Consider the following 19,779-nt stretch of genomic DNA (forward strand, 5'->3'; position numbering starts at 1 on the left):
GACTGTGCGACCGCTCCGGGGAGGCTGCCGCCCAACTGTCTTGCCCGAAAGCCCCGGAACTCGCGGAACCCCCGGAGGCACCGGAAGAGCTAGAAGCACTCCGGCAGTCCCGGGCGTTCCTTCGCACGGACCGCGGGGAGCCAGGCCGTGCGGGCCGTGGCGCCGGGCGGGAGGCGGACGCGGAACCAGTGGGTGGAGCGGCGGTCCTCCTCGTCGATGATGGTCTCCCCGTCGGGCACCTGGCAGTCGGCGGTGAGGACGTCGCCGTGCCACACCCGGGTCGGTACGACGTTCTCCGCGGTGTAGGGCCGCACGGGATCGATCGCCAGCCCCAGGCTGCACCGCGGGTCCCGGTCGGCCCGGCCCCGGCAGTCCCGCTCCGCGTTGTACACCTGGACCGTGCCGGGCGACGTGGCGCCCGCGCGGCCGGGCGTCGCGGGGGAGGACCCCCGTACCGCGTCCGAACCCAGCGTCGCACCGGCGATCCCGCACAGGGCGGTGGCCAGGACGGCCGCGCGGGCCCGCATGCCCCGCCGTCCCGCCCGCCCCTCGGCGGTCTCCCGGTGAGCGGCGATACGGGCCAGCAGACTCTCCGCGGTGTGGGGGGCGCGGGCCTCATGGGTCGGGGCGAGGCAGTCGGCGGCCAGCTCGCGCCAGAACGGCGGCACGGCCCGGTCCATGCGCAGCGGCGTACGGCCCCGGCCGTACTCCTGGACCGCGGCGCCGCGAGCGATGGGCGTGGCCCCGGGAAACGGCGAGCCGCCGGACGCGAACACCTCGTGGATGACGATGCCCAGCGCCCAGATGTCCGCGGTCGGCCGGACCCGCACGCCCCGTTCGCCCAGCGGGGCCCGCCAGCGTTCGGGCGGGAAGTAGTCCAGGGTGCCCAGGGGAGGCACATGGCCGTGGGTCCCCGTCAGCTCGGTGGCGAGGCCGAAGTCCGAGAGCTTCACGGACCGGTCCCGGCCCAGCAGGACGTTCTCCGGTTTGAGATCCGCGTGGACCCAGCCCGACCGGTGGAGATGGGCGAGCCCCTCGCAGATGCCCGCGATCAGCCGGCCCCGATCGGTCTCGGGCACCCCCGCGTCGACCAGTTCCCGCAGACTGCCGACGGCCCGCTCCATGACCAGGACGATCGCGCCCTCCAGGGCAGGGCGGTCGGGCGCGGTGAGGACGAAGGACTTCAGGAGGCCGATCAGCCTCGGGTGCCCGGCCCCGCGCCCGAGTGCGACCTCGCGGCGGGCGGACTCCACGATCCTGCGCGCCTGGCGCGGCGCGAGACCGGCGGTCGGCATGATCTTGAGCGCGACCTCGGCCGGGCCCGGGGCCGCGGCGGCCCCGCCGGTGCGGTCCTGGCGGCCGCCGGCCGGTCGTGCCGCGTACACCGTGGACCAGCCCCCGGAGCCGATCGGACGGGTGACCACCCAGTCCCCGACCCGGTAGCCGGGCGGCAGCAGGTCCGCGCCGTCGTCGTCCGTGAGGTCCTGCGGGCCGTGCGGCGGTCTCATCGTGCGGCCTGCCGCTCCCGCCCGCCGGCCCCGGTCGGCGGCGGCAGCAGTGCGAGATGCTCCTCCCGTACGAGCCCGAACCGCAGGGCCAGCCCCACGACCTCCTTCCGCTTGCCGTTGCGGCGGTCGCCCTTGCCCGGCTCGTGGGCGTCCGGGCCGCCGATGCGCAGCTTCTCCTCGGCGAGGTAGTCGATGTGCGAGCTGACCGCACGGGCGGTCAGCTCGCCACCGGCTAGGTGCCCACGGAGCCGGTCGACGATCTGGGGCGTGGTGGGGACCGCCACCCGCGACTGGTCGCGCAGACGCGGTTCGCAGAGCGCGACCAGGACGAGGAAGTACGTGGCCGTCTCGTTCAGGGAGTACGCGGTGACCGTGCTGTTCCCCCAGGGACCGCCCAGCGCGTCCGGGTCCAGATAGAGATGGTCGGGAGCGAACACCTGGAAGGAGACCGTGATGTCACCGCGGGTCGGCAGCACGACGCGCGAGAACTCGAACGGGATGGGCGCCCCCACCCGTCGCGGAGGCACCCGCAGGTATTCCCCCGCTCCCTCCGGGTTCTCCACGAGGTAGCTGTGGGTGGTGCTGTGGTTCGTCAACTGCCAGTGGTCGTCGGTGACCCGGATCTCCCCGGCGAGCCGGGAGATCGCCGGATCGTCCAGGCGCAGCTCGACGGGGACGGCCGTGGAGCCCCGGCCGAAGCGGGCGGCCTCGCCGGGCCCCAGCCGTAACGTCACCGTGTCACCGTGCGGTGCGCCGCCGGCGGCGCCACCGCTTCCCCGCGGCAGATGGACGACTACGCCGCTCACCGCTCCCCCCGTCCTCTTTGTCGCCGGTCGGACCAGCGGAACGATACGCATCTCCCGGGGGAGTTCACCGGTGTACTTCGGCCACCTAGCCGGAATCCGTCGACCGATGCCATGGATGCCCCGTTCTGGCCGGGGTGCAGTGGGGTAAGTCACCGCGGCGAGAGGACCGGCCCGCCGCGACCGCGGTGCGGGCCGCGTCCCTGCCGATGGCCCACCGAACGAACGGGGCTTCCCCCGGCGCGTTTCATCGGCATGTCATCGGTGCCTGCCAGGGTCGTGCGGCGTAGGCAGACGACAGACGGAGGATCGACATGCGAGCGAAGAAGATGGCGGCCGGCGTGGCCGGGCTTCTGCTGACGGCGGGGCTCTCGGTGACACAGGCGTCCACGGCGCAAGCGGCGGCGGCGGGGGCAGCCGCTTCGTGCGAGGGCACCTACACGATCGTCGTCGGCGGCACCGGAAGCTCGTGGGACAGAGACGGCTTCACCGGCAACATCCAGCAGCACGTCGGGTACCCCACCACGATTCCCAACGGCGCGAGCGCCCGCGCAGGCGTCAACGAGCTGAACCGGCTGGTGCGCGACCAGCGTGCCGCGTGTCCGAACCAGCACGTCAAGATGGGCGGATACTCCCTGGGCGCCGCGGTCGTGCACACCTGGGTCACCGAGAACTGGCAGACCTTCGACAAGGTCAACGCCGTTCTGATCTCGGACCCCAAGCGGCAGGGTGGTCCCGGCGCCAACGGGGGAGCGGTGCCGTTCGGCGGCATTGTCGGCGCTCCGCTGGCCGGCGCCGACAAGTTCTTCGGGAACGTACCCGTCAAGACGATCTGTCACTGGGACTACGTCTGCGACGAGTCCGCCGGCATCTGGACGTACCCGCACAACCACATCAACAACTACCCGAACGACTTCAACATGGATCACCACAACAACAGCTCCAACGAGCAGTGGTACAACGGCGCTTGGCACCCCGCCTCCTGGTGATCAAAGGACGGTGGCGGACCCGGCCGGAGAGCTGAGCCCGAGGCCCGCCTCGTCACCGCGCAGAATCATCTGGTGCGCCCGCCGCAGCATCCCGCTCGGGGGAACCCCGAGGTCGTCGGCGAGAAGGCGGCGGGCGCGCTCGAACACCGTCAGTGCGTCGGCCTGGCGTCCGTCCCGGTACAGCGCCCGCATCAGCATCGCGGCCAGCGGCTCGTTGAGGGGGTGCGCCGCCGACAGGGCGAACAGCTCGGCGATCGCCTCGGCATCCTGGCCGAGCCGCAGCTGCCACTCCAACTTCCGCTGTACGAGGGCGACTCGGCGCTCGGTGAGCCGCAGCCGCTCCCGTTCCGCGAGCGGCCCCGGCAGCCCGGCCAGGGGCTCTCCGCGAAACAGCTCCAGCACCTGGGCGCAGCGGCGGACCGCCTCCGGCGGATCGCCCGCCCGGTCGGCCTCCCCGATCCCGGCGACCAGCTCCTCCATCCGGGTCACGTCCACATCGACCGCGCCGGGGGCCAGCCGGTACCCCCGGGGCCCGCGCTCGATGACCGGGGACGGACCGCCCCCGGCGCACAGGGCCTTGCGCAGCCGGTAGACGTAGACGGGCACCACGTTCGCGACCGGCGGCTCCATCCCCCATACGTCGTCGAGCAGTTCCCGCTGGCCGAGGGGTCTGTCCAGGCCCAGCGCCAGGGCCGCCAGGACGGCCTGCTGGCGCAGATGCCCCAGCGGGAGGGGACGCCCGTCCCGCCACGCCTGCAACGGCCCGAGCAGGGAGATCCGCACCTTCGACGCCGGCCCCGTCGTCCGTACGGCGACGGTGCGGGAAGCCGGTCGCACCGGCCGCGCGCGGGGGCCGCGGCCGGGGGCCACCAGACCGCAGTCGAAGGCGTGGACGATGGCGGCGGCCCGGTCGCGCAGCCCGAGCTTCACCAGAATCCGCGCGAGGTGCTCGGCCACGGTGTGCTCGGGGACGGCGAGCGCGGCGGCGATCTCGTCGTCCCCGAGGCCGCAGCCGACCGCCGAGAGGACCTGGCGCTCCTGGTGCCGCAGCGCGGTGGCCGGCGAAGGGGGGCGGTCGACGGTGGCAGGGGGTCGGTCGGTGGTGACGGTCGTCGGCATCGCAGCTCCCCGGGCTCCTGACGGGTCGGTCTTGCGGGCGCCGTCGACAAGCTAATGGGGGAGTGCCGGGCAGGGCATCCGGAACGATCCGGAGTGACAGGGCAGCTCTATGCGGTGCCGGGCTGCTCCCGGCGCCGCCGGAACTCGATCCTGTCGGGCCCGTCGGATTCCAGCGGCCCCGACGCCGTCCAGCCGCAGGCCTCGTAGAACGCGACGGCCGTGACGTTGCCGGTGAAGGTCTCCAGGCGGATCTCCCGGTACTCGGCGAAGAGCAGCCGCTCGGCCTGCGACAGGAGCACCCTTCCCAGGCCCTGGCGTTGACGGTCCACGTCCACCATCAGCAGATCGATGGTGGAGCCCTCGGTGATCAGCAGCCCTGCCAGGTCCCCGCCCACCTCCAGGCAGTGCAGGCGCCCCGCGCGGAAGTGCGACGCGACGTGATCGTCGCTGGCGCCGGAGTACCGGGCGGGGAAGCGGCATATTCGGAGAGCTCCAGAGGGGGACAGGAAAGGACCAACCATGCCCTTCCGTCAGTCCTCCCCGGTCCCCCGGTCCCTCGTCGCCCTGTCCCCTCCGGTCAGGGCGCCTGCTCTTCGTCCGCGTCCGTCCCCTCGATCGCGGCGGGCCGCAGCTGGGCCTCCCGGATGCGGCCGATGTCCAGCTTGGTGCTCCGGTCGAAGCGGTAGACGCCGTTCTCCTCCTGGAACACGTCGGTCAGCTGCGTGTAGCAGTAGCCGAACATCTCCGGGTCTTCCAGCAGCACGCCGGTCAGGCCGGCGAAGCGCGTGTGGAACTCCTCCTCGGTGCGCACCCGGTCGCCGTAGCCCCAGGAGGCCGTACGGTCCGTGCCGGACTGCTCGGCGGCGGCCTCCGGGTCCCACCAGATCCCGCCGAACTCGCTGACGAAGTACGGCTGGCCGCGGTACGGCTGGGAGTACGCGGCGCCGTTCTCGTACGCGTTCACGAAGGGCTCGTCCTTGGCGAGTCCGGACACGAGCTGCCGGAAGGCGGCCGGATCCTGCTCGTAGGAGTGGGAGTCGTAGACGTCGGTCTCCAGGACCCGGTGGGAGTAGCCGGAGGCGTCGACCACCGGGCGGGAGGTGTCCATGGCCTTGGTGGCGAGGAACATCGCCCGGGTCACGTCGTCGAGCTGCGTGATGCGGTCGTGCAGCTTCTGGTAGGTCTCGTTCAGCGGGCACCAGCCGATGATCGAGGGGTGCGAGTAGTCACGCTCCACGGCTTCGAGCCACTGTGCGACGAACGAGGCGTCGGGGCGCTGGTTGTCGCCCGAGGACCCGCCGACCTCGCAGCCCCAGTCGCCGAACTCGCCCCAGACCAGATAGCCGAGCCGGTCCGCGTGGTAGAGGAAGCGCTCCTCGAAGACCTTCTGGTGCAGCCGGGCCCCGTTGAAGCCGGCCTCCAGGGCCAGTTCGATGTCCCGGACCAGGGCCTCGTCGGAGGGGGCGGTCATCAGGCCGTCCGGGTACCAGCCCTGGTCGAGGACGAGGCGCTGGAAGCGGGGGCGGCCGTTGAGCAGGACGGTCCTGCCCCGGATCCCGACGGCGCGCAGGCCCGCGTAGCTCTCGACGGTGTCGACCGCCTCGCCGGCCGCGTCGAGGAGTTCGATCCGCAGCCCGTAGAGGAAGGGGTCCTCCGGGCTCCACTCGCGGCGCCGGTCCTCCGGGAGGGCCAGCTGGAGCCGGGGGGCCAGGTCCAGGTCGGCGCGCACCTCGGCGCGGCAGACCTCGCCCGCCTCGTCGCTCAGGACGGCGCGCACGCGGTGGCCGGGGCGGTTGGAGGACAGGGGCAGTTCGAGGGAGAAGGCCGCGCCGGCCAGGTCGGGGGTGATGCGGGGGCGGCGCAGATGGGCCTCGGGGACGGGCTCGGCCCAGACGGTCTGCCAGATGCCGGTCGTGCGCGTGTAGTTGCAGTCGTGGTTGGCGTACTGGGTCGCCTGCTTGCCCCGGGCCTGCGGGCCGGACTTCGGGTCGCGGGCGCGGACGGTGATCTCCACCTCCCGGCCGGCCGCGGCGAGGTCGCCGAGATCGGCGGTGAAGGGGGTGAAGCCGCCCCGGTGACGGACCGCCTCGGTGCCGTCCACCCAGACGGTGGTGTCGTGGTCGACGGCCCCGAAGTGCAGCAGCACCCGGCGGCCCGCCCACGCGGTGGGCGGTGTGAACCGCCGCCGGTACCAGACGGCTTCGAGGAAGTCGGTGTCGCCGACGCCGGACAGCTCGGACTCGGGGGCGAACGGTACGAGGATCTCGCCGGTGAGGTCGCGGTCCAGGAGTCCTCGTTCGAGGCCGCTGTCGCCCTGGTCGGTCTCGAACTGCCAGGTCCCGTTGAGGTTGAGCCAGTCGCGACGGACGAACTGCGGTCGCGGGTACTCCGGACGGGGGACGGAGGGGGTGGGCACGAGAGCTCCAGTCGGATGGTGGGAGTGGCCGGCGGGACGCCGGCCCGGACAGGGGAGGGGCGGGTCAGCTGCCGCCGAGGCCGGTGGTGGCCACGGAGTTGACGATGCGCCGCTGGAAGAGGAGGAACATCACGATCAGCGGGAGCGCCGCGAGCAGGGCGGACGCCATGCCCTGGGCGTACTGGATCCCGTAGGCGTCCTTGACCGTGGCGAGACCCACCGGGAGGGTCATGAGGTCGGGGTCGTTGGTGACGACGAAGGGCCACATGAAGTTGTTCCACGCCCCGATGAAGACGAAGATCGCGACGGCCGAGACGATCGGGCGGGACAGCGGAAGCACGATCGACCGGAAGACCCGGAGTTCGGAAGCGCCGTCGATGCGGGCGGCGTCCTCCAGTTCGCGGGGGATCCCGTCGAAGAAGCGCTTGAGGATGAAGACCATCATCGGGGCCACGACCTGCGGCAGGATGACGGCCGCGTAGGTGTCGACCAGATGGAACATCGTCATCTGCTCGAAGAGCGGGACGATGAGCAACTGCGGCGGGACCATGATCGCGGCGACCGTGACGGCGAGGAGGGCGCGCCGTCCGCGGAAGGTGCCGCGGGAGAACCCGTAGGCGGCGAGCGTCGAGACGGCCACGGTGAGCGCGGTGACCAGGGCGGCGATCAGCAGACTGTTGAAGGCCCAGGTCGGAACGTTTCCACGGTCCAGGATCTGCTGGTAGGCGGAGAGCGTGAAGGCTCCCTTGAACGGCGACAGCCCCGACTTCATCACGTCCTGCTCGCTCTGCAGCGAGGTCGCGACCGCCCAGAGGAACGGCAGCAGCCAGACGGCGGCGAGGACGGTCAGCGCGGTCCCGGCGAGCGCGCGGGGGAGCCGTCCGTGGCCGAGCAGCAGAGGGGACCCGGATTCCTCGCGGCGGGGCCGGCGCGGCCGGCGGGCGGGGGTGGAGACGGCGGACACGGTCAGCCCTCCTGACGGAAGAAGCGGAGCTGTGCGACGGAGACGAGGATGATGATCGCGAAGAAGACGTAACTGACCGCCGAGGCGTAGCCCAGCCGGTATCCGGTGAACCCGACGTCGTAGACGTACTCCAGGATCGGGCGGGTCGAGCCGTTGGGGCCGCCCTTGGTGAGGATGTAGATCTGGTCGAACACCTTGAGCGAGGCGAGCACCTGGAGCATCGCCACCAGGACGGTGGTCTGCCGCAGCTGGGGGAGCGTGACCGACCAGAGCCGCCGCCACGCGCCGGCCCCGTCGAGGGCGGCGGCCTCGTCGTAGGTGACGGGCAGGGACTGCAGGGCCGCGAGGTAGAGCAGGAAGTTGAAGCCGACCGTCCACCAGACGGTGAGGGCCGCGACGGACCACATCGCCACCGACTCGTCGGAGAGCCAGCCGACGGGTTCCAGGCCGAGGGACGTCAGCAGTTGGTTGCCGAAGCCGATGTCGGGCTGGTAGAGCCACGTCCAGATGAGCGTGACCACCGTGACGGGCAGCAGGTACGGGGCGAAGTAGGCGAGGCGCCACGCCCATTGGCCGGCGAGCCCGCTGTGCACCAGCAGGGCCATGGCCAGGGCCACCAGGACGAGCGGCACGCTGGAGATCAGGGTGAAGAAGACGGTGTTGCCGAGGCTGCTCCAGACGTCCGGGTCGCCGAACGCCTCGGCGTAGTTGGCGAGCCCGACGAACTCGGTGTCGCGCAGGGTGAGCGAGGCGTCGGTGAGGCTCATCCACATGCCCTGCACGATGGGCCAGACCAGGAAGAGCCCGAAGAACACCAGGAACGGCAGGACGAACAGCCCGCCGCCTCCCGTGAGGGAGCGGCGCCGCCGGGGGGCGGGCACGGGTTCGGAGGGGTGCGGATGGGGTTTCGCCGTGGCTCCGGCGGGTGCGGTGGTGGTCACGATGCGGCTCCTTCGGCTGTCGTCAGGCGACCGGGTTGGGCTGGCGCAGCAGGGTGTCCGCTTCCCGGACCATCTGCCGTACCGCCTTCTCGGCGGAGGTGTTGCCCAGCAGCGCCGACTGGAGCGGCTGGCACATGCGGTTCTGGAAGTTGCCGCCGGCTCCGGCGAACCAGTTCGGCGGGTCGAGAACGGCGATCTCGCCCGCGGCCGCGTAGGAGGACTGGGGGTCGAGCTTCGTGTACTCGGGGCGTGCCTGCACCGGCTGGTAGGCCGGGATGTGCCCGGCGCTCGCCCAGGTCAGGCTCTGCTTGATGACCTCGGCCACATACCGGTGGGCCTCGCGGCGGCGGGCCGGGTCGGGGTCGCTCTGGTGCGGAAGGACGAAGCTGTGCGAGTCGGCGTAGACGGCCGGCCGGTCGAAGACCTGCGGGAAGGGGGCCGCCCCCAGGTTCTTGATGCCGGACTTCCGGAACGTCGGCAGCTCCCACTCCCCGGCCATGATCATGCCGCCGCGGCCGTCCATGAACGCGGCCATCGCCCCGTTGTAGTCGAGGTTGTTGGGGTTCGTACGGCCGTCGAAGAGCTGCTTCATGAAGGTCACGACCTGCACCGCGGCCTCGACGTCGATCTTCGGCGGGCCGCCGTCGGGCAGCGTGAAGGAGGCGCCGGTCTGGGCGTACAGCGCGGCGAACTGACGCCAGCTCTGGGCGGTGTCGGTGACGTGCCCGAAGAGGATGCCGGAGGCGCCCGTGGCCTTGGCCAGCTCCTTCCCGGCGTCCAGGAACGCTTCGGGTGAGCCCATCGGGGCCAGGCCGCCGTCCGCGTCGAGGAGCCCTGCCGCTCCGGCCGCGTCCTTGTCGTAGAAGACGATGAAGGGGTGGACGTCCAGCGGGATCGCGTAGGCGGTGCCCTGGTGCTGGGCGCGTTTCCACACGGCGGGCGCGAAGTCCTTCTCCGTCACGCCGAACTCGGCCAGCAGGTCCAGGTCGAAGGGGTCGAGCAGTCCGCCGGGGGCATATCCGGCCAGGCGTGACAGGTGCAGGACGGCCACGTCCGAGGCCCGGCCGCCGGCCGCGGACATGGCGAGCTTCGTGTAGTACGACGGGCCCCAGTCCAGGATGGTGCGGTCCACGCGGAAACCGTCGGGCCCCCGGGACACGGCCGCGATCATCTCGTCCATGAGCATGCCGTCGCCGCCCTGGAACAGGTCCCACACCTTCAGCGCGGAGGCTCCGCCGGCCGGTGAGGCGCAGCCGGCGAGCGGGCCCGCGGCCAGCAGCGCCGCCGCTCCTGTCCCGTAACGCAGCAGTCGCCGGCGGCCGATGCCGGGCGACGGGTCGGGGTCCCAGGAGCCGAGCGGCCCGTGGGCAGGGGGAGCAGGGTTCATCACTGACCTTTCGACGGCCGGACGACGTGCCCGGCCGACGGCAGGCGCCATCGGCACGACAGCCGTCGGCCGCCCGTGCACATCGGGGTGATTCGCACCGGGTCTCCCCGTGCGATGACCTGTTTTTACATCGATGTACATTGGCTGTAAAGAGTTGTGTCAGCACCTGTGCGCCGGATGCGCTCCCCGACCCGGCACTCCGGAGCCGCCCCGGACCCGGCGGAGGCCAACCCATAGACTCGGTGCGTTCAGGGGCGGGGAGGTTGCGGATGGCACGGCCGAGGATCAAGGACGTCGCACGGCACGCGGGGGTGTCGGAGAAGACGGTGTCCAACGTGCTCAACGACTACATCCACGTCTCCGACCGGACCCGGCAGCTGGTGCAGGAGTCGATCGAGCACCTCGGCTACCGCATCAACCTCGCCGGCCGCCACCTGCGCAGCGGACGCACGGGCATCATCGCCCTGGTCGTTCCGGAGCTCGACGTGCCCTACTTCGCCGAGCTGGCCCGGCACGTCGTCCGGGCGGCCGAGACGCGCTCCCTGACCGTGCTGATCCACCAGTCCGGCGGGGACCGGGAGCGGGAGAGGGCGGCGCTGGCCGGCTTCGGCTCGGACTTCGTGGACGGGGTCATCCTCAGCCCGCTGGCCCTCGCGCCGGAGGACCTGCGCGCGCACGCCGGACCCCCGCCGACCGTCCTGCTGGGCGAGCTGCTGACCGACGGCGCCGACCATGTGGCGATCGACAACGAACGCGCGGCCCGCGAGGCCACCGAGCACCTGATCGCCCAGGGGCGCCGGCACATCCTCACCGTCGGCGGGCGGCACGACGAGGGCGTCGGCACCGCGCAGGCGCGCACCCGCGGTTTCCGCGCCGCGCTCGCCGGGGCGGGCCTCGCGTACGCGCCGGCCGCCCTGGCGCCGGTGGAGGCGTTCCACATGAGCGACGGGGCGGACGCCGTGCGCCGCGCCCTGGCCGACGGCGTCCGGCCGGACGCCCTGCTGTGCCTCAACGACCAGCTCGCGCTGGGGGCGTTGCGGGCGCTGCACGCCTACGGGGCACGGATCCCCGAGGACGTGGCCGTCATCGGCTTCGACGATGTGGAGGGCGGCCGGTTCAGCGTGCCGTCGCTGAGCACGGTCGCCCCCGACAAGGAGGCGGTGGCCCGCGTCGCGGTGGACCTGCTGCTGCGCCGCATCGACGAGGCGACGTGCCCGGACCCCCGGCCGGACGGCGCGGCCCGCCCCGGCTCGGCGCGCCCGCAGGACCGCGTCGTGGCCCACCGGCTCGTCCTGCGCGAGAGCACCGAGGGATCGGCGGGGCGCGACGGGGTGTGGTGAGCGCCCGGCACTCCGCGCCCGGCACCCCCGCCCGGCACTCCGTGCCCCGCTCCCGGCACCCCGCTCCCGGCCCCCGCGCAAGCAGCCCTGAGCTCCCGTTTCGTCACCCGCATTGCCCTGTCGCACTGCCGTGCGGCTAGTTTGTGTGCAGGACGGACGAGCAGGCCCGTGGTGACAGAGGCGCACGGGACGGGGAGGTCGGGAAGAGTGTCGCTGCGCGCAGGTGACCCAGCCGAGATCGGCGGCTATCCACTCGAGGCGCGGCTCGGCGCGGGCGGCATGGGCACGGTCTATCTGGCCCGTGCGAGTTCGGGGCGACCTGTCGCGATCAAACTGATCCACCAGCAGTTCGCGGGGGACGACGAGTTCCGCATCCGCTTCCGGCAGGAGGTGGCGGCCGCCAGGCGGGTGAGCGGTGCGTTCACCGCCGCCGTGGTCGACGCCGCTCCCGAGGCCGAGCAGCCGTGGATGGCGACGACCTATATCGAGGGAGACACCCTCGCCCAGCACATCGCCGCGAAGGGCCCGCTGAACGGGGCGGAGCTGAGAAGCCTGGCCATCGGTCTTGCGGAGGCGCTGCGCGACATCCACCGGGTGGGCGTCGTCCACCGCGACCTCAAGCCCTCGAACGTCGTGCTCTCGCCCGAGGGCCCACGGGTCATCGACTTCGGCATTTCGCGCGCCGTGGACCAGCAGACGCTGACGATGACCGGGAGGGTCATCGGCACGCCGCCCTTCATGTCGCCGGAGCAGTTGCAGGCCCCGCGTGGGGTGGGACCGCTGTCCGACGTCTTCTCGCTCGGGACGCTGCTGGTGTACGCGTCGACGGGACACGGGCCCTTCGACGCGGACAGTCCGTACATGACGGCGTATCAGGTCGTGCACGAGGAGCCGTCGTTGGGCGCCGTGCCGGCGGCGCTGCGGGCGGTCGTCGAGTCGTGCCTGGACAAGGAGCCCGAGGGCCGCCCCTCGGCGGACGAGCTGCTCGTGCTGTTGCGGGACCTGCCGGTCGAACTCGGCGGGACCGACGCCGACGGGGTGGGCGCGGGCCGCACCCGCGACATGGTCACCCAGCATCACCTCGCGACGGGGTCCACCCCGGCGCGGCCCGCCCCGGACGGTCCCGGCCCGGGGAGCACCGGCATCCCGATCGGTCGCCGGCTGCGTCGCCGATGGCGGCCCGTGCTCGCGGCCGCCGTCGCGGTGGCGGCGATCGGCGGGGGAGTGGCCGGCCTGACGGCGGGCGGCTCCGGAGGGAGCGGCGGCGGCGACAAGGGCCACAGCGTCGCGGCTCCGGCCGCGGCCCTTCCGGACGGCTTCGAGCCGTGGCGCACGACCGTGCGGGGCGGTCGCGAGGACATCCCCGACGAGCTGCGGTGCGTCGCGCGCGGCGACGCGCTGTTCTGCGGGGGCGGCGGTGTCGTCGCGACCCGTATCAGCGCCCTGGACGGATCGCGGGTCTGGACGGTGAAGAGTCCGGGCGTCCCCGTCCAGGGCATGCACCTGGTGGGCGCCACCGACGACACGGTGCTCGGTTACCGCTTCGCGGCCCAGGACGCCCCGCAGGGCCCTTCCAGCGAGGTGGTGGCCGTCGACGCGGACACCGGCCGTGAGCTGTGGTCCGTCCCCTCCGGAGCCCAGTCGACGGCCGTCACCGGCCGGACCCAGGACGCCGTCGTGGCCGGTTCCGCCGTGGTGACGGTCGACGCCGCCAACTCCCGGTTCGAGGCCCGGGACGCGCACGGCGGCGAGGTCGACTGGACGACGCCCTTCCCCGGAGGCGAACAGTGCGCTCCCGTCACGGCGGGCCCCCAGCTCTTCGCGATGTGCGCGACGGACGCGGAGGTGGACGCCTCGGAGGTGCGCCACCCCACCCTGCACACGCTCGACGTCGCCTCCGGGGCGCTGGGCGGGCCCATCGCGGTCAAGGGGCCCGTCGTGCCGATGGGCGTCGCCGACGGCAGTCTCGTCCTCCTCTCGAAACACCTCGAGGGAACAGCGTCGACGGGGTACGACGGGGTGGCGCGGGTCGACCCTTCGACGCGGAAGGTCGCGTACTCCCGGCTCGACAGGACCTACGCGGGGACGCCCGGCATGGCGGGCGGCACCGTCTACGTGAGCGGACAGGCCGGTCTGGTCACCGCGCTCGACCCCGCGACCGGCCGGAAGAAGTGGTCGCGGCAGACGGGCGTGGAGGGCGCGTCGGGTCCCGTGGCGGGGGCCGACGCGCTGTACTTCAGCTCGGCCACCGGCCGGGTGGTTGCGCTGTCGTCGTACGATGGCACACCTCTGTGGACCACGGATCCGCAGGCCGACGCGCTGACCGGCGAGCAGGGCGCGAGCCCGCGCGTGACCGTCGTGGGGCGTGCGGTGTTCGTCGCCGTGGCCGAGAACACCCTCGTCGCCTTCGACGCGCGGAAGCCGCCGAGGTCGGGCTGACCCCGGCGGCTTCCCGCCCGCCCCCTCCCCCGCGGGGCGCGGGCGCTTCAGGCCCGGCGCAGGACCGTGGCCTCCGCGCCCCAGCCGAGCGCGATGGTCCGCTCCACGTCCCAGCCCGCCCGCTGCGCGAGGGCGGCGACGGCCGCGGAGTCGCGCAGGGGGCTGCCGGTCGCGGCGTACGCGTGCAGGGCCGCCTCGGCCGCGTGCGGGCTCAGGCCGTCGGGACGGGAGGCCTCGACGAGGACCGCCGTCCGGGTCCACCCGGCGAGCCGCGTCAGGAGCAGTACGGCCTCCTGATCGGTGCGGTGGGCGAGGGCCTTCGCGGCGACCGCGACGTCGACGGGACCGGCCGTCCAGTCGACGCGCTCCGGCGCCGGAACGTGTCCGCGCAGGACCGCGGCCGGGGTGGCGTCCTCCACGATCCGCAGTCGCGGCCGCCGTCCGGCGTCGTCGAGAGCGGCGACCACCGAGGCGCTGCCCGGCCCGGTCAGGAGGCAGCTCCCGACGTCCGCCCAGAGGGGATCGGCCGTCAGACCGGTCAGCAGGAACACCAACTGCTCGCACTCCTGGACCAGTTCGCCGTAGCGGTCCGCGTCGTGGGTGACCGTTTCGTGCAGGGTGGCGCCCGCGGCGAGCTGCCAGGGGGAGGAGATGCCGTCGCGGAGCGCGGGCGCGAGATGGGTCAGGGCGAGCAGCAACTCGGCCTCGTGGCCCGTGTACTCCTCGCGCTCGTGGTCGTCCAGGAGCTCCTCGCCCGCCGGGCCGAGGCGCAGCCCGGCCGCGTCGTCGGCGCCGACGACCACGCCGTACGCGGCGAGCAGCGGAAGCAGTACGTCGATCCCCGGGCCGGAGACGCCCAGGCGGGCCGCGAGTGCGCCGGGGGTCAGTCCCGGCGCGTCGGCCACCGCGTCGACGACGCCGAGCCGCAACGCGGCCCGTGCGACCAGCCAGGGCAGCGGCGACGGGATCCCGGCAGGGCCCGGGGCGGCGTCGGCCGTGCCCACCGCGTCCGGCGCGGGGGCCTCCTCGCGGTGCCAGTAACCCGTGATGTTCAGGCGCTCCTTGGGGAGCTTCCGCTCCCGCCGGAGATACCGGCGCACCGGTAGCAGCGCCCGGCTCTCCGCCGCCGCCCAGACGTATCCCTCACCCGCCGGCACCGGCACCGCGCGGACGGCTGCGTCCAGTGCCGCCGCGTCCCCCGGCTCCGCGACCACCCAGGTGACCGTGTCGCCGTCGCGCAGCGCCAGCTCCTGGCGTGCCGCGTCGTCCGAGACGGTCACCAGGACCCACGCCGGGGCGTCGAGCGGGCGTTCGTCGAGGAAGCGGCCGATGGCGGGCAGTGCCGTCTCGTCCCCGACGAGGAGGATCCAGTCGAGCCGATCCGGCAGCCGCAGCGACGACTTGGGCCCGACGAACCACAGTTCGTCGCCCTCCCGGGCCGACGCGGACCAGGCCTCCGCGGGCCCCTCGCCGTGCACCACGAAGTCGAGGTGGAGCTCTCCCGCCCGCAGGTCCACCCGCCGGGGCGTGTAGTCGCGGGTCAGCCGGTGTTCGGCCGGCGTCCACTCGATGCCGTGCGGCAACTGGGCGGGGAGCGCCGCGTGGACGTCCCCGTCCGCGGCCAGGATCAGCTTGACGTGGTCGTCGAACCCGGGCGCGGCGAAGGCCGGATGATCGGTTCCGTCGCGGCTGAACGCGGCGAGGTCGTCGCCGCCGAGGACGATGCGCCGCATCCGGGCGGTCACCTCCTCGACGCGGCGCACGGTGACCCGGCGCAGGACGAGCGGGTGGGTCGTGTACGCGCGCTGGGCGGCCATCAGGAGAACTTCTTCTCGATGAGGTCGAGCAGAGCCATCGACTCGTCGTAGTCGCCGCGCAGCACCCAGTACGGCAGGTCATGGGCGTTGTCCGCCTTGAAGGCGGGCAGCGCGCCGTAGACGGGGTTCTTCTTCAGGGTGGCGACGTCGGTCGTGTCGGCGTTGAACCCCATGACGAACACGGACGGCTGGGTGATCGTCTGGCCGACCTTCTCGGTCGACAGCTCGAACATGTCACCGCCCTGCCCGTACACCGGGAAACCGCCCTTCGCGAAGACCGGCGCCGGTTCGATGCCGACCTTCTTCAACTCGTTGGGCAGGCCCACGCTCTCCACCAGGCCGTAGGCGGTGCCGTCGCCGGTGAGGGCGAGGAAGGACACGGGGCCGGCCGGCGGGGTGATCGCCTCCTTCACCTCGGTGATCCGCCGGTCGTAGGCGGCCAGGTGCCGCTCGTAGACGTCGGCCCTGCCGAACACGTCGTCGGCGAGGAAGGAGAACTGGGTGCGCCAGTCGCCGAGCTTCTTGCCCACGAGCACGGTGGGAGCGATGTCGGAGAGGTCGTCGTACACCTTCTCCGCCTGGAACAGCGGGAAGCCGATGCCTCCGCCGACGATGAGGTCGGGATCGAGCGCGAGGATCGCCTCCAGATCGAAGCCGTCGACACTCCACGGCAGGAACGTGGTGCCGTCCTCCTTCGCCTCCTTCTCCCAGTACGGCGAGAACGCGCCCCTGCCGTCGGCGTCCTCGGGGATCGTGGCCCGCACCGGCACGTCGAGGTCGTAGAGGTAACCGGCGAGGGCGTGGTTGAGCACGACCACCCGCTTCGGCTCGGCCGGCACCTTCACCGTGCCGTAGTCGGTCGTGACGGTACGGGTCTTCGCGGCGGACGCTTGGTCCCCGTCGTCCGACGCCTCGGAGGCCGAGCAGCCGGTGAGGGCCAGCGCGGCGACGAGCGCGAAGGCGAGAAGGCGGGCAGGAGCAGACATGGGACCTCATGTGACTGGGCACGCTCGCAGATCCGAGCTGTTGGTAAGGTGAGGCTAACCTCGCTGGTTCCGCTGCGTCGATCCGCGTACGACATCGCCAGTGACGGACACGACGCATCGCACAACGGGAGGCACGCTTGCCGGTGACATCCCTCGGCACCGTGGTCGCCGAGAACGCCATCCGATTCCTCGGACACGACACACACGTCCACGACGAGCCGCACCTCGTCTACGTGGTGACCGGCAACGCCCGCCTGTCCGCCGACGGCCAGGAGTGGCGGCTCGGCCGGCACGAGGCGCTCTGGCTCGCTCCCCGCGTGCCGCACGCACTGCGCATCGAGCCGGGCGGCATGGCGCTCGGCCCCTTCCTCAACCCCGGTGACCAGCCACGATGCCGTGTGCAGCCACTCGGAGCAGTCCCCGCGATCGTCGAGGTCATGACCACCACACTCGGCGCGGCGCCGAGCACGCCGGATCAGGTCCAGCCGTTCCGGCAGGCGTTGGGACGGGTGCTGAGGGGCATCTCCCGGCCGTTCTTCCCGGTCGTGCTGCCCGTCCATCCTGCGGTGCGCGCACTCGCCCGCGAGGCCCTGCGCACCTCCTCCGTGACGCTGGAGAGGCTCGCCGCACAGCACCGGATGAGCCCCCGCCAGGTGCAGCGGGTCTTCCTCGACGAGACCGGACTGCCCTTCACACGCTGGCGCAACCGGGCCAGGATGAACGCCGCCGTCGAACACCTCCGCGGCGGGGGTGAACTGACGGCGGCGGCCAGGGCGGCCGGCTACGCGACCCGGGCCGGACTGCTGCGCGCGCTCAGCCGCGAGTCCGGAGTGCCCGTGAGCGCGCTCACCACGGACGCGGTGGCGGCGCTCGGCGGCCGCTGAAGGACGCGGGCAGCTCAAGCAGTTCAGGTACGTCGATCACGCACGGCACTTCGGGCGCTCCGGGTGGCTGGTCGCTCAGGGAGGTTCGATGCCACAGGCGCTCGCGACGACGACCGCGCCGCCACCGACCGCGCCGTCGGTGGCGTCGCGTCGCAGGACGCGACGGCTCCTCGGCCTGGCCGTCGCCGTCCTCACGCTCCTGTCGGCCGTGCTGCTCAGCGTCGCGATCGGCTCGGCGATGCTGCCGCCCGACGTGGTGTGGCAGGCGCTGACCGCTCCCGACGGATCCGCCTCGCACGCCACGATCAGCGGCGCCCGCGTGGACCGCACGCTGCTCGGCATCGTCGTCGGTGTGTCCCTGGGCGTGGCGGGAGCGCTCATGCAGGCGCTCACCCGCAACCCGCTCGCCGACCCGGGTGTCCTCGGCGTCAACGCCGGTGCGGGTTTCGCCGTCACCCTGGGCGTGGCCGCCTTCGGCGTCACGCGCATCGAGCAGTACCTGCCCTTCGCCTTCGTCGGAGCCGTCGCCGGTTCGGCGGTGGTCTACCTCGCCGCGAGCGGCGGGCGGGGCGGGCCCTCGCCGGTGCGGCTCACCCTCGTCGGGGTCGCCTTCACGGCGGTGCTCTCCGGCATCTCCCAGACCCTCGCCCTGATCGACACGGAGACCTTCGACCGTATGAGGTTCTGGGGAGCGGGCACCATCACCGACCGCCCGACGGGCACCGCAGGTGACATCGTGCCCTTCGTCCTGGCCGGCCTGCTGGCCGCCGCCTGCTGTGCGCGCCCGCTCAACGCCATCGCCCTCGGCGACGACGCGGGGCGGGCCGTCGGGCTGCGGGTCGGCGCGACCCGGTGCGGCGTGGTGATCGCGGTGGCCCTGCTGTGCGGTTCGGCGACGGCCGCGGCGGGCCCGTTGATGTTCGTCGGCCTCATGGTGCCGCACGCCGTGCGCTGGGTGACGGGGCCCGACTGGCGCTGGATCCTGGTCTGTTCCGCTGTCCTGGCTCCGGCGATCGTGCTGGTCGCCGACGTCCTGGGCCGTCTGATCGTGATCCCCGCCGAGCTGCCGGTCGGCGTCATGATGCCGCTGATCGGCGCGCCCGTGCTGATCCTGCTGGTCCGCGGAAGCCGGGTGAGGGAGCTGTGAGCGGGGTGTTCGTCCTCAGAGCGGGGCCCTTGAGCCTGCGAGCGACGCGACGCGCGGTCCTCGTGTGCGGGCTGCTGGGGGTCGTGCTGGTCGCGCTGGCGCTGTGGGCGTTCACGCTCGGCAGCTATCCGCTGAGCCTCGGCGACCTGACCGCCGTCCTGTCGGGCACGGCCGGGAACAACGTCCGCACGGTCGTCCTGGAGTGGCGGGCGCCGCGCATCGCCGCGGCCGTCCTGTTCGGGGCCGCCCTCGCCGTCGGCGGCGCGATCTTCCAGTCCCTGACCCGCAATCCTCTCGGCAGCCCCGACGTCATCGGCTTCACCACCGGCTCGTACACCGGTGTCGTCGTCACGCTGCTCGCCGGGGCGAGCAGTTATCCGGCGCTCGCCGCGGGCGCGCTCGCCGGCGGACTCGTCACCGCCCTCGTCGTCTATCTGCTCGCGTTCCGGCGGGGTGTGCGGGGCTTCCGGCTCATCATCGTGGGGATCGCGGTCGGTGCGCTGCTGTCCTCGGTCAACACGTGGTTCTCGGTGAAGGCCGATGTGGACACCGCGCTCAGGGCCGCGGTGTGGGGCGCCGGCTCACTGAGCGGCATCGGCCTGCCCGCCGTGCTGATGGCCGCCGTCCTGATGGCGGGGGTCGCGGCGGCGGCCCCGGTGGCGCAACGCCGGATGCGCAGGCTCGAACTGGGCGACGACACGGCGACGATGCTGGGAGTGCCCGTGGAGCGCACCAAGCTGCTGCTGGTCGTTCTCGGTGTGACCGCGACCGCCGCGGTGACCGCCGCGGCGGGCCCCATCGCCTTCGTCGCGCTGGCCGCACCGCAGATCGCCCGCCGTCTCACCGGCCGTGGCGCCTCCGTCGACCTCGCCGGTGCGGCCCTTGTCGGCGCGCTCCTGCTGCTCGGCGCCGACATCGCGGCGCAGCACGCGCTGGACGGTGTGATCCTGCCGACCGGCGCGGTCACCGTGTGCGTCGGCGGGGCGTATCTGCTGGTGCTGCTGGTGCGGGAGTCCCGCCGGGCACGCTAGGGCCTGGA

At 72.9% G+C, this 19,779-nt stretch carries 16 protein-coding genes; 6 read left to right on the top strand and 10 right to left on the bottom strand.

What is annotated here, in order from left to right; translation table 11 throughout:
- Positions 1-89 precede the first annotated feature (89 nt).
- Both ACH4UK_RS31160 and ACH4UK_RS31165 read right to left on the bottom strand, forming a co-directional pair.
- Complete coding sequence (locus ACH4UK_RS31160) at positions 90-1,508, bottom strand: serine/threonine-protein kinase (RefSeq protein WP_398361668.1); 1,419 nt, start codon at positions 1,506-1,508, stop codon at positions 90-92.
- Positions 1,505-2,314, bottom strand: a complete 810-nt coding sequence (locus tag ACH4UK_RS31165) for a serine/threonine protein kinase (RefSeq protein ID WP_398361670.1) — start codon at positions 2,312-2,314, stop codon at positions 1,505-1,507. The genes ACH4UK_RS31160 and ACH4UK_RS31165 overlap by 4 nt, the downstream gene beginning before the upstream one ends.
- Positions 2,315-2,625: 311 nt before the next feature.
- Here ACH4UK_RS31165 and ACH4UK_RS31170 point away from each other — a divergent pair, with 311 nt between their 5' ends.
- Positions 2,626-3,300, top strand: a complete 675-nt coding sequence (locus ACH4UK_RS31170; RefSeq protein ID WP_398361672.1) for a cutinase family protein — start codon at positions 2,626-2,628, stop codon at positions 3,298-3,300.
- Here ACH4UK_RS31170 and ACH4UK_RS31175 read toward each other — a convergent pair whose 3' ends face one another.
- The 6 genes from ACH4UK_RS31175 to ACH4UK_RS31200 form a co-directional block, all read right to left on the bottom strand.
- On the bottom strand, positions 3,301-4,419 hold the full coding sequence (locus ACH4UK_RS31175; protein WP_398361674.1) for a BTAD domain-containing putative transcriptional regulator: 1,119 nt from the start codon (positions 4,417-4,419) through the stop codon (positions 3,301-3,303).
- Between the two features lie 107 nt (positions 4,420-4,526).
- Positions 4,527-4,940 carry a GNAT family N-acetyltransferase gene (locus tag ACH4UK_RS31180; RefSeq protein ID WP_398361676.1) on the bottom strand — a complete coding sequence of 138 codons (414 nt, stop codon included), beginning with the start codon at positions 4,938-4,940 and terminating at the stop codon, positions 4,527-4,529.
- A gap of 56 nt (positions 4,941-4,996) precedes the next feature.
- The gene (locus tag ACH4UK_RS31185; protein WP_398361678.1) at positions 4,997-6,835 is read right to left on the bottom strand and encodes a glycoside hydrolase family 2 protein; all 1,839 of its coding nucleotides are present in this window, start codon (positions 6,833-6,835) and stop codon (positions 4,997-4,999) included.
- A gap of 64 nt (positions 6,836-6,899) precedes the next feature.
- Entirely contained in the window at positions 6,900-7,799 is a 900-nt protein-coding gene (locus ACH4UK_RS31190; RefSeq protein ID WP_398361679.1) for a carbohydrate ABC transporter permease, read from the bottom strand.
- A gap of 2 nt (positions 7,800-7,801) precedes the next feature.
- The gene (locus ACH4UK_RS31195; protein WP_398361681.1) at positions 7,802-8,740 is read right to left on the bottom strand and encodes a carbohydrate ABC transporter permease; all 939 of its coding nucleotides are present in this window, start codon (positions 8,738-8,740) and stop codon (positions 7,802-7,804) included.
- 22 nt (positions 8,741-8,762) lie between these two features.
- Entirely contained in the window at positions 8,763-10,127 is a 1,365-nt protein-coding gene (locus ACH4UK_RS31200; RefSeq protein WP_398361683.1) for an extracellular solute-binding protein, read from the bottom strand.
- Positions 10,128-10,396: 269 nt separating this feature from the next.
- Between ACH4UK_RS31200 and ACH4UK_RS31205 the strand changes: the two genes are divergently transcribed.
- Positions 10,397-11,467: a LacI family DNA-binding transcriptional regulator gene (locus ACH4UK_RS31205; RefSeq protein WP_398361685.1), complete on the top strand. Its 1,071-nt coding sequence runs from the start codon at positions 10,397-10,399 to the stop codon at positions 11,465-11,467.
- Positions 11,468-11,674: 207 nt separating this feature from the next.
- Positions 11,675-13,906 carry a PQQ-binding-like beta-propeller repeat protein gene (locus ACH4UK_RS31210; RefSeq protein ID WP_398361687.1) on the top strand — a complete coding sequence of 744 codons (2,232 nt, stop codon included), beginning with the start codon at positions 11,675-11,677 and terminating at the stop codon, positions 13,904-13,906.
- Between the two features lie 47 nt (positions 13,907-13,953).
- On the opposite strand, the gene ACH4UK_RS31215 is transcribed toward ACH4UK_RS31210, so the two are convergent.
- Together ACH4UK_RS31215 and ACH4UK_RS31220 are read right to left on the bottom strand one after the other, a co-directional pair.
- Positions 13,954-15,723: a siderophore-interacting protein gene (locus ACH4UK_RS31215; protein ID WP_398361689.1), complete on the bottom strand. Its 1,770-nt coding sequence runs from the start codon at positions 15,721-15,723 to the stop codon at positions 13,954-13,956.
- Positions 15,723-16,709 (bottom strand): ABC transporter substrate-binding protein, encoded by a 987-nt coding sequence (locus tag ACH4UK_RS31220; RefSeq protein WP_398361691.1) that lies wholly within the window; start codon positions 16,707-16,709, stop codon positions 15,723-15,725. Before ACH4UK_RS31220 ends, ACH4UK_RS31215 begins: the two co-directional genes overlap by 1 nt.
- A gap of 137 nt (positions 16,710-16,846) precedes the next feature.
- On the opposite strand from ACH4UK_RS31220, the gene ACH4UK_RS31225 reads away from it, so the two are divergent.
- The 3 genes from ACH4UK_RS31225 (at position 16,847) to ACH4UK_RS31235 (ending at position 19,771) form a co-directional block, all read left to right on the top strand.
- Positions 16,847-17,593 (top strand): helix-turn-helix domain-containing protein, encoded by a 747-nt coding sequence (locus ACH4UK_RS31225; protein ID WP_398361693.1) that lies wholly within the window; start codon positions 16,847-16,849, stop codon positions 17,591-17,593.
- A gap of 88 nt (positions 17,594-17,681) precedes the next feature.
- On the top strand, positions 17,682-18,740 hold the full coding sequence (locus tag ACH4UK_RS31230; RefSeq protein WP_398361695.1) for an iron chelate uptake ABC transporter family permease subunit: 1,059 nt from the start codon (positions 17,682-17,684) through the stop codon (positions 18,738-18,740).
- A complete protein-coding gene (locus ACH4UK_RS31235) occupies positions 18,737-19,771 on the top strand; it encodes a FecCD family ABC transporter permease (protein ID WP_398361696.1) in 1,035 nt (344 codons plus the stop codon). The genes ACH4UK_RS31230 and ACH4UK_RS31235 overlap by 4 nt, the downstream gene beginning before the upstream one ends.
- Positions 19,772-19,779: the final 8 nt, after the last annotated feature.

The sequence above is a fragment of the Streptomyces sp. NPDC020884 genome, assembly GCF_044333935.1.
In the GTDB taxonomy this organism is placed as follows: Bacteria; Actinomycetota; Actinomycetes; order Streptomycetales; family Streptomycetaceae; genus Streptomyces.

What these genes read in the sequence shown, in the direction of transcription:
- ACH4UK_RS31175 (WP_398361674.1), bottom strand. Translation starts at nt 4,419, where the DNA reads ATGCCGACGACCGTCACCACCGACCGACCCCCTGCCACCGTCGACCGC.
- ACH4UK_RS31160 (WP_398361668.1), bottom strand. Translation starts at nt 1,508, where the DNA reads ATGAGACCGCCGCACGGCCCGCAGGACCTCACGGACGACGACGGCGCG.
- ACH4UK_RS31170 (WP_398361672.1), top strand. Translation starts at nt 2,626, where the DNA reads ATGCGAGCGAAGAAGATGGCGGCCGGCGTGGCCGGGCTTCTGCTGACG.
- ACH4UK_RS31220 (WP_398361691.1), bottom strand. Translation starts at nt 16,709, where the DNA reads ATGTCTGCTCCTGCCCGCCTTCTCGCCTTCGCGCTCGTCGCCGCGCTG.
- ACH4UK_RS31200 (WP_398361683.1), bottom strand. Translation starts at nt 10,127, where the DNA reads ATGAACCCTGCTCCCCCTGCCCACGGGCCGCTCGGCTCCTGGGACCCC.
- ACH4UK_RS31215 (WP_398361689.1), bottom strand. Translation starts at nt 15,723, where the DNA reads ATGGCCGCCCAGCGCGCGTACACGACCCACCCGCTCGTCCTGCGCCGG.
- ACH4UK_RS31180 (WP_398361676.1), bottom strand. Translation starts at nt 4,940, where the DNA reads ATGGTTGGTCCTTTCCTGTCCCCCTCTGGAGCTCTCCGAATATGCCGC.
- ACH4UK_RS31205 (WP_398361685.1), top strand. Translation starts at nt 10,397, where the DNA reads ATGGCACGGCCGAGGATCAAGGACGTCGCACGGCACGCGGGGGTGTCG.
- ACH4UK_RS31230 (WP_398361695.1), top strand. Translation starts at nt 17,682, where the DNA reads ATGCCACAGGCGCTCGCGACGACGACCGCGCCGCCACCGACCGCGCCG.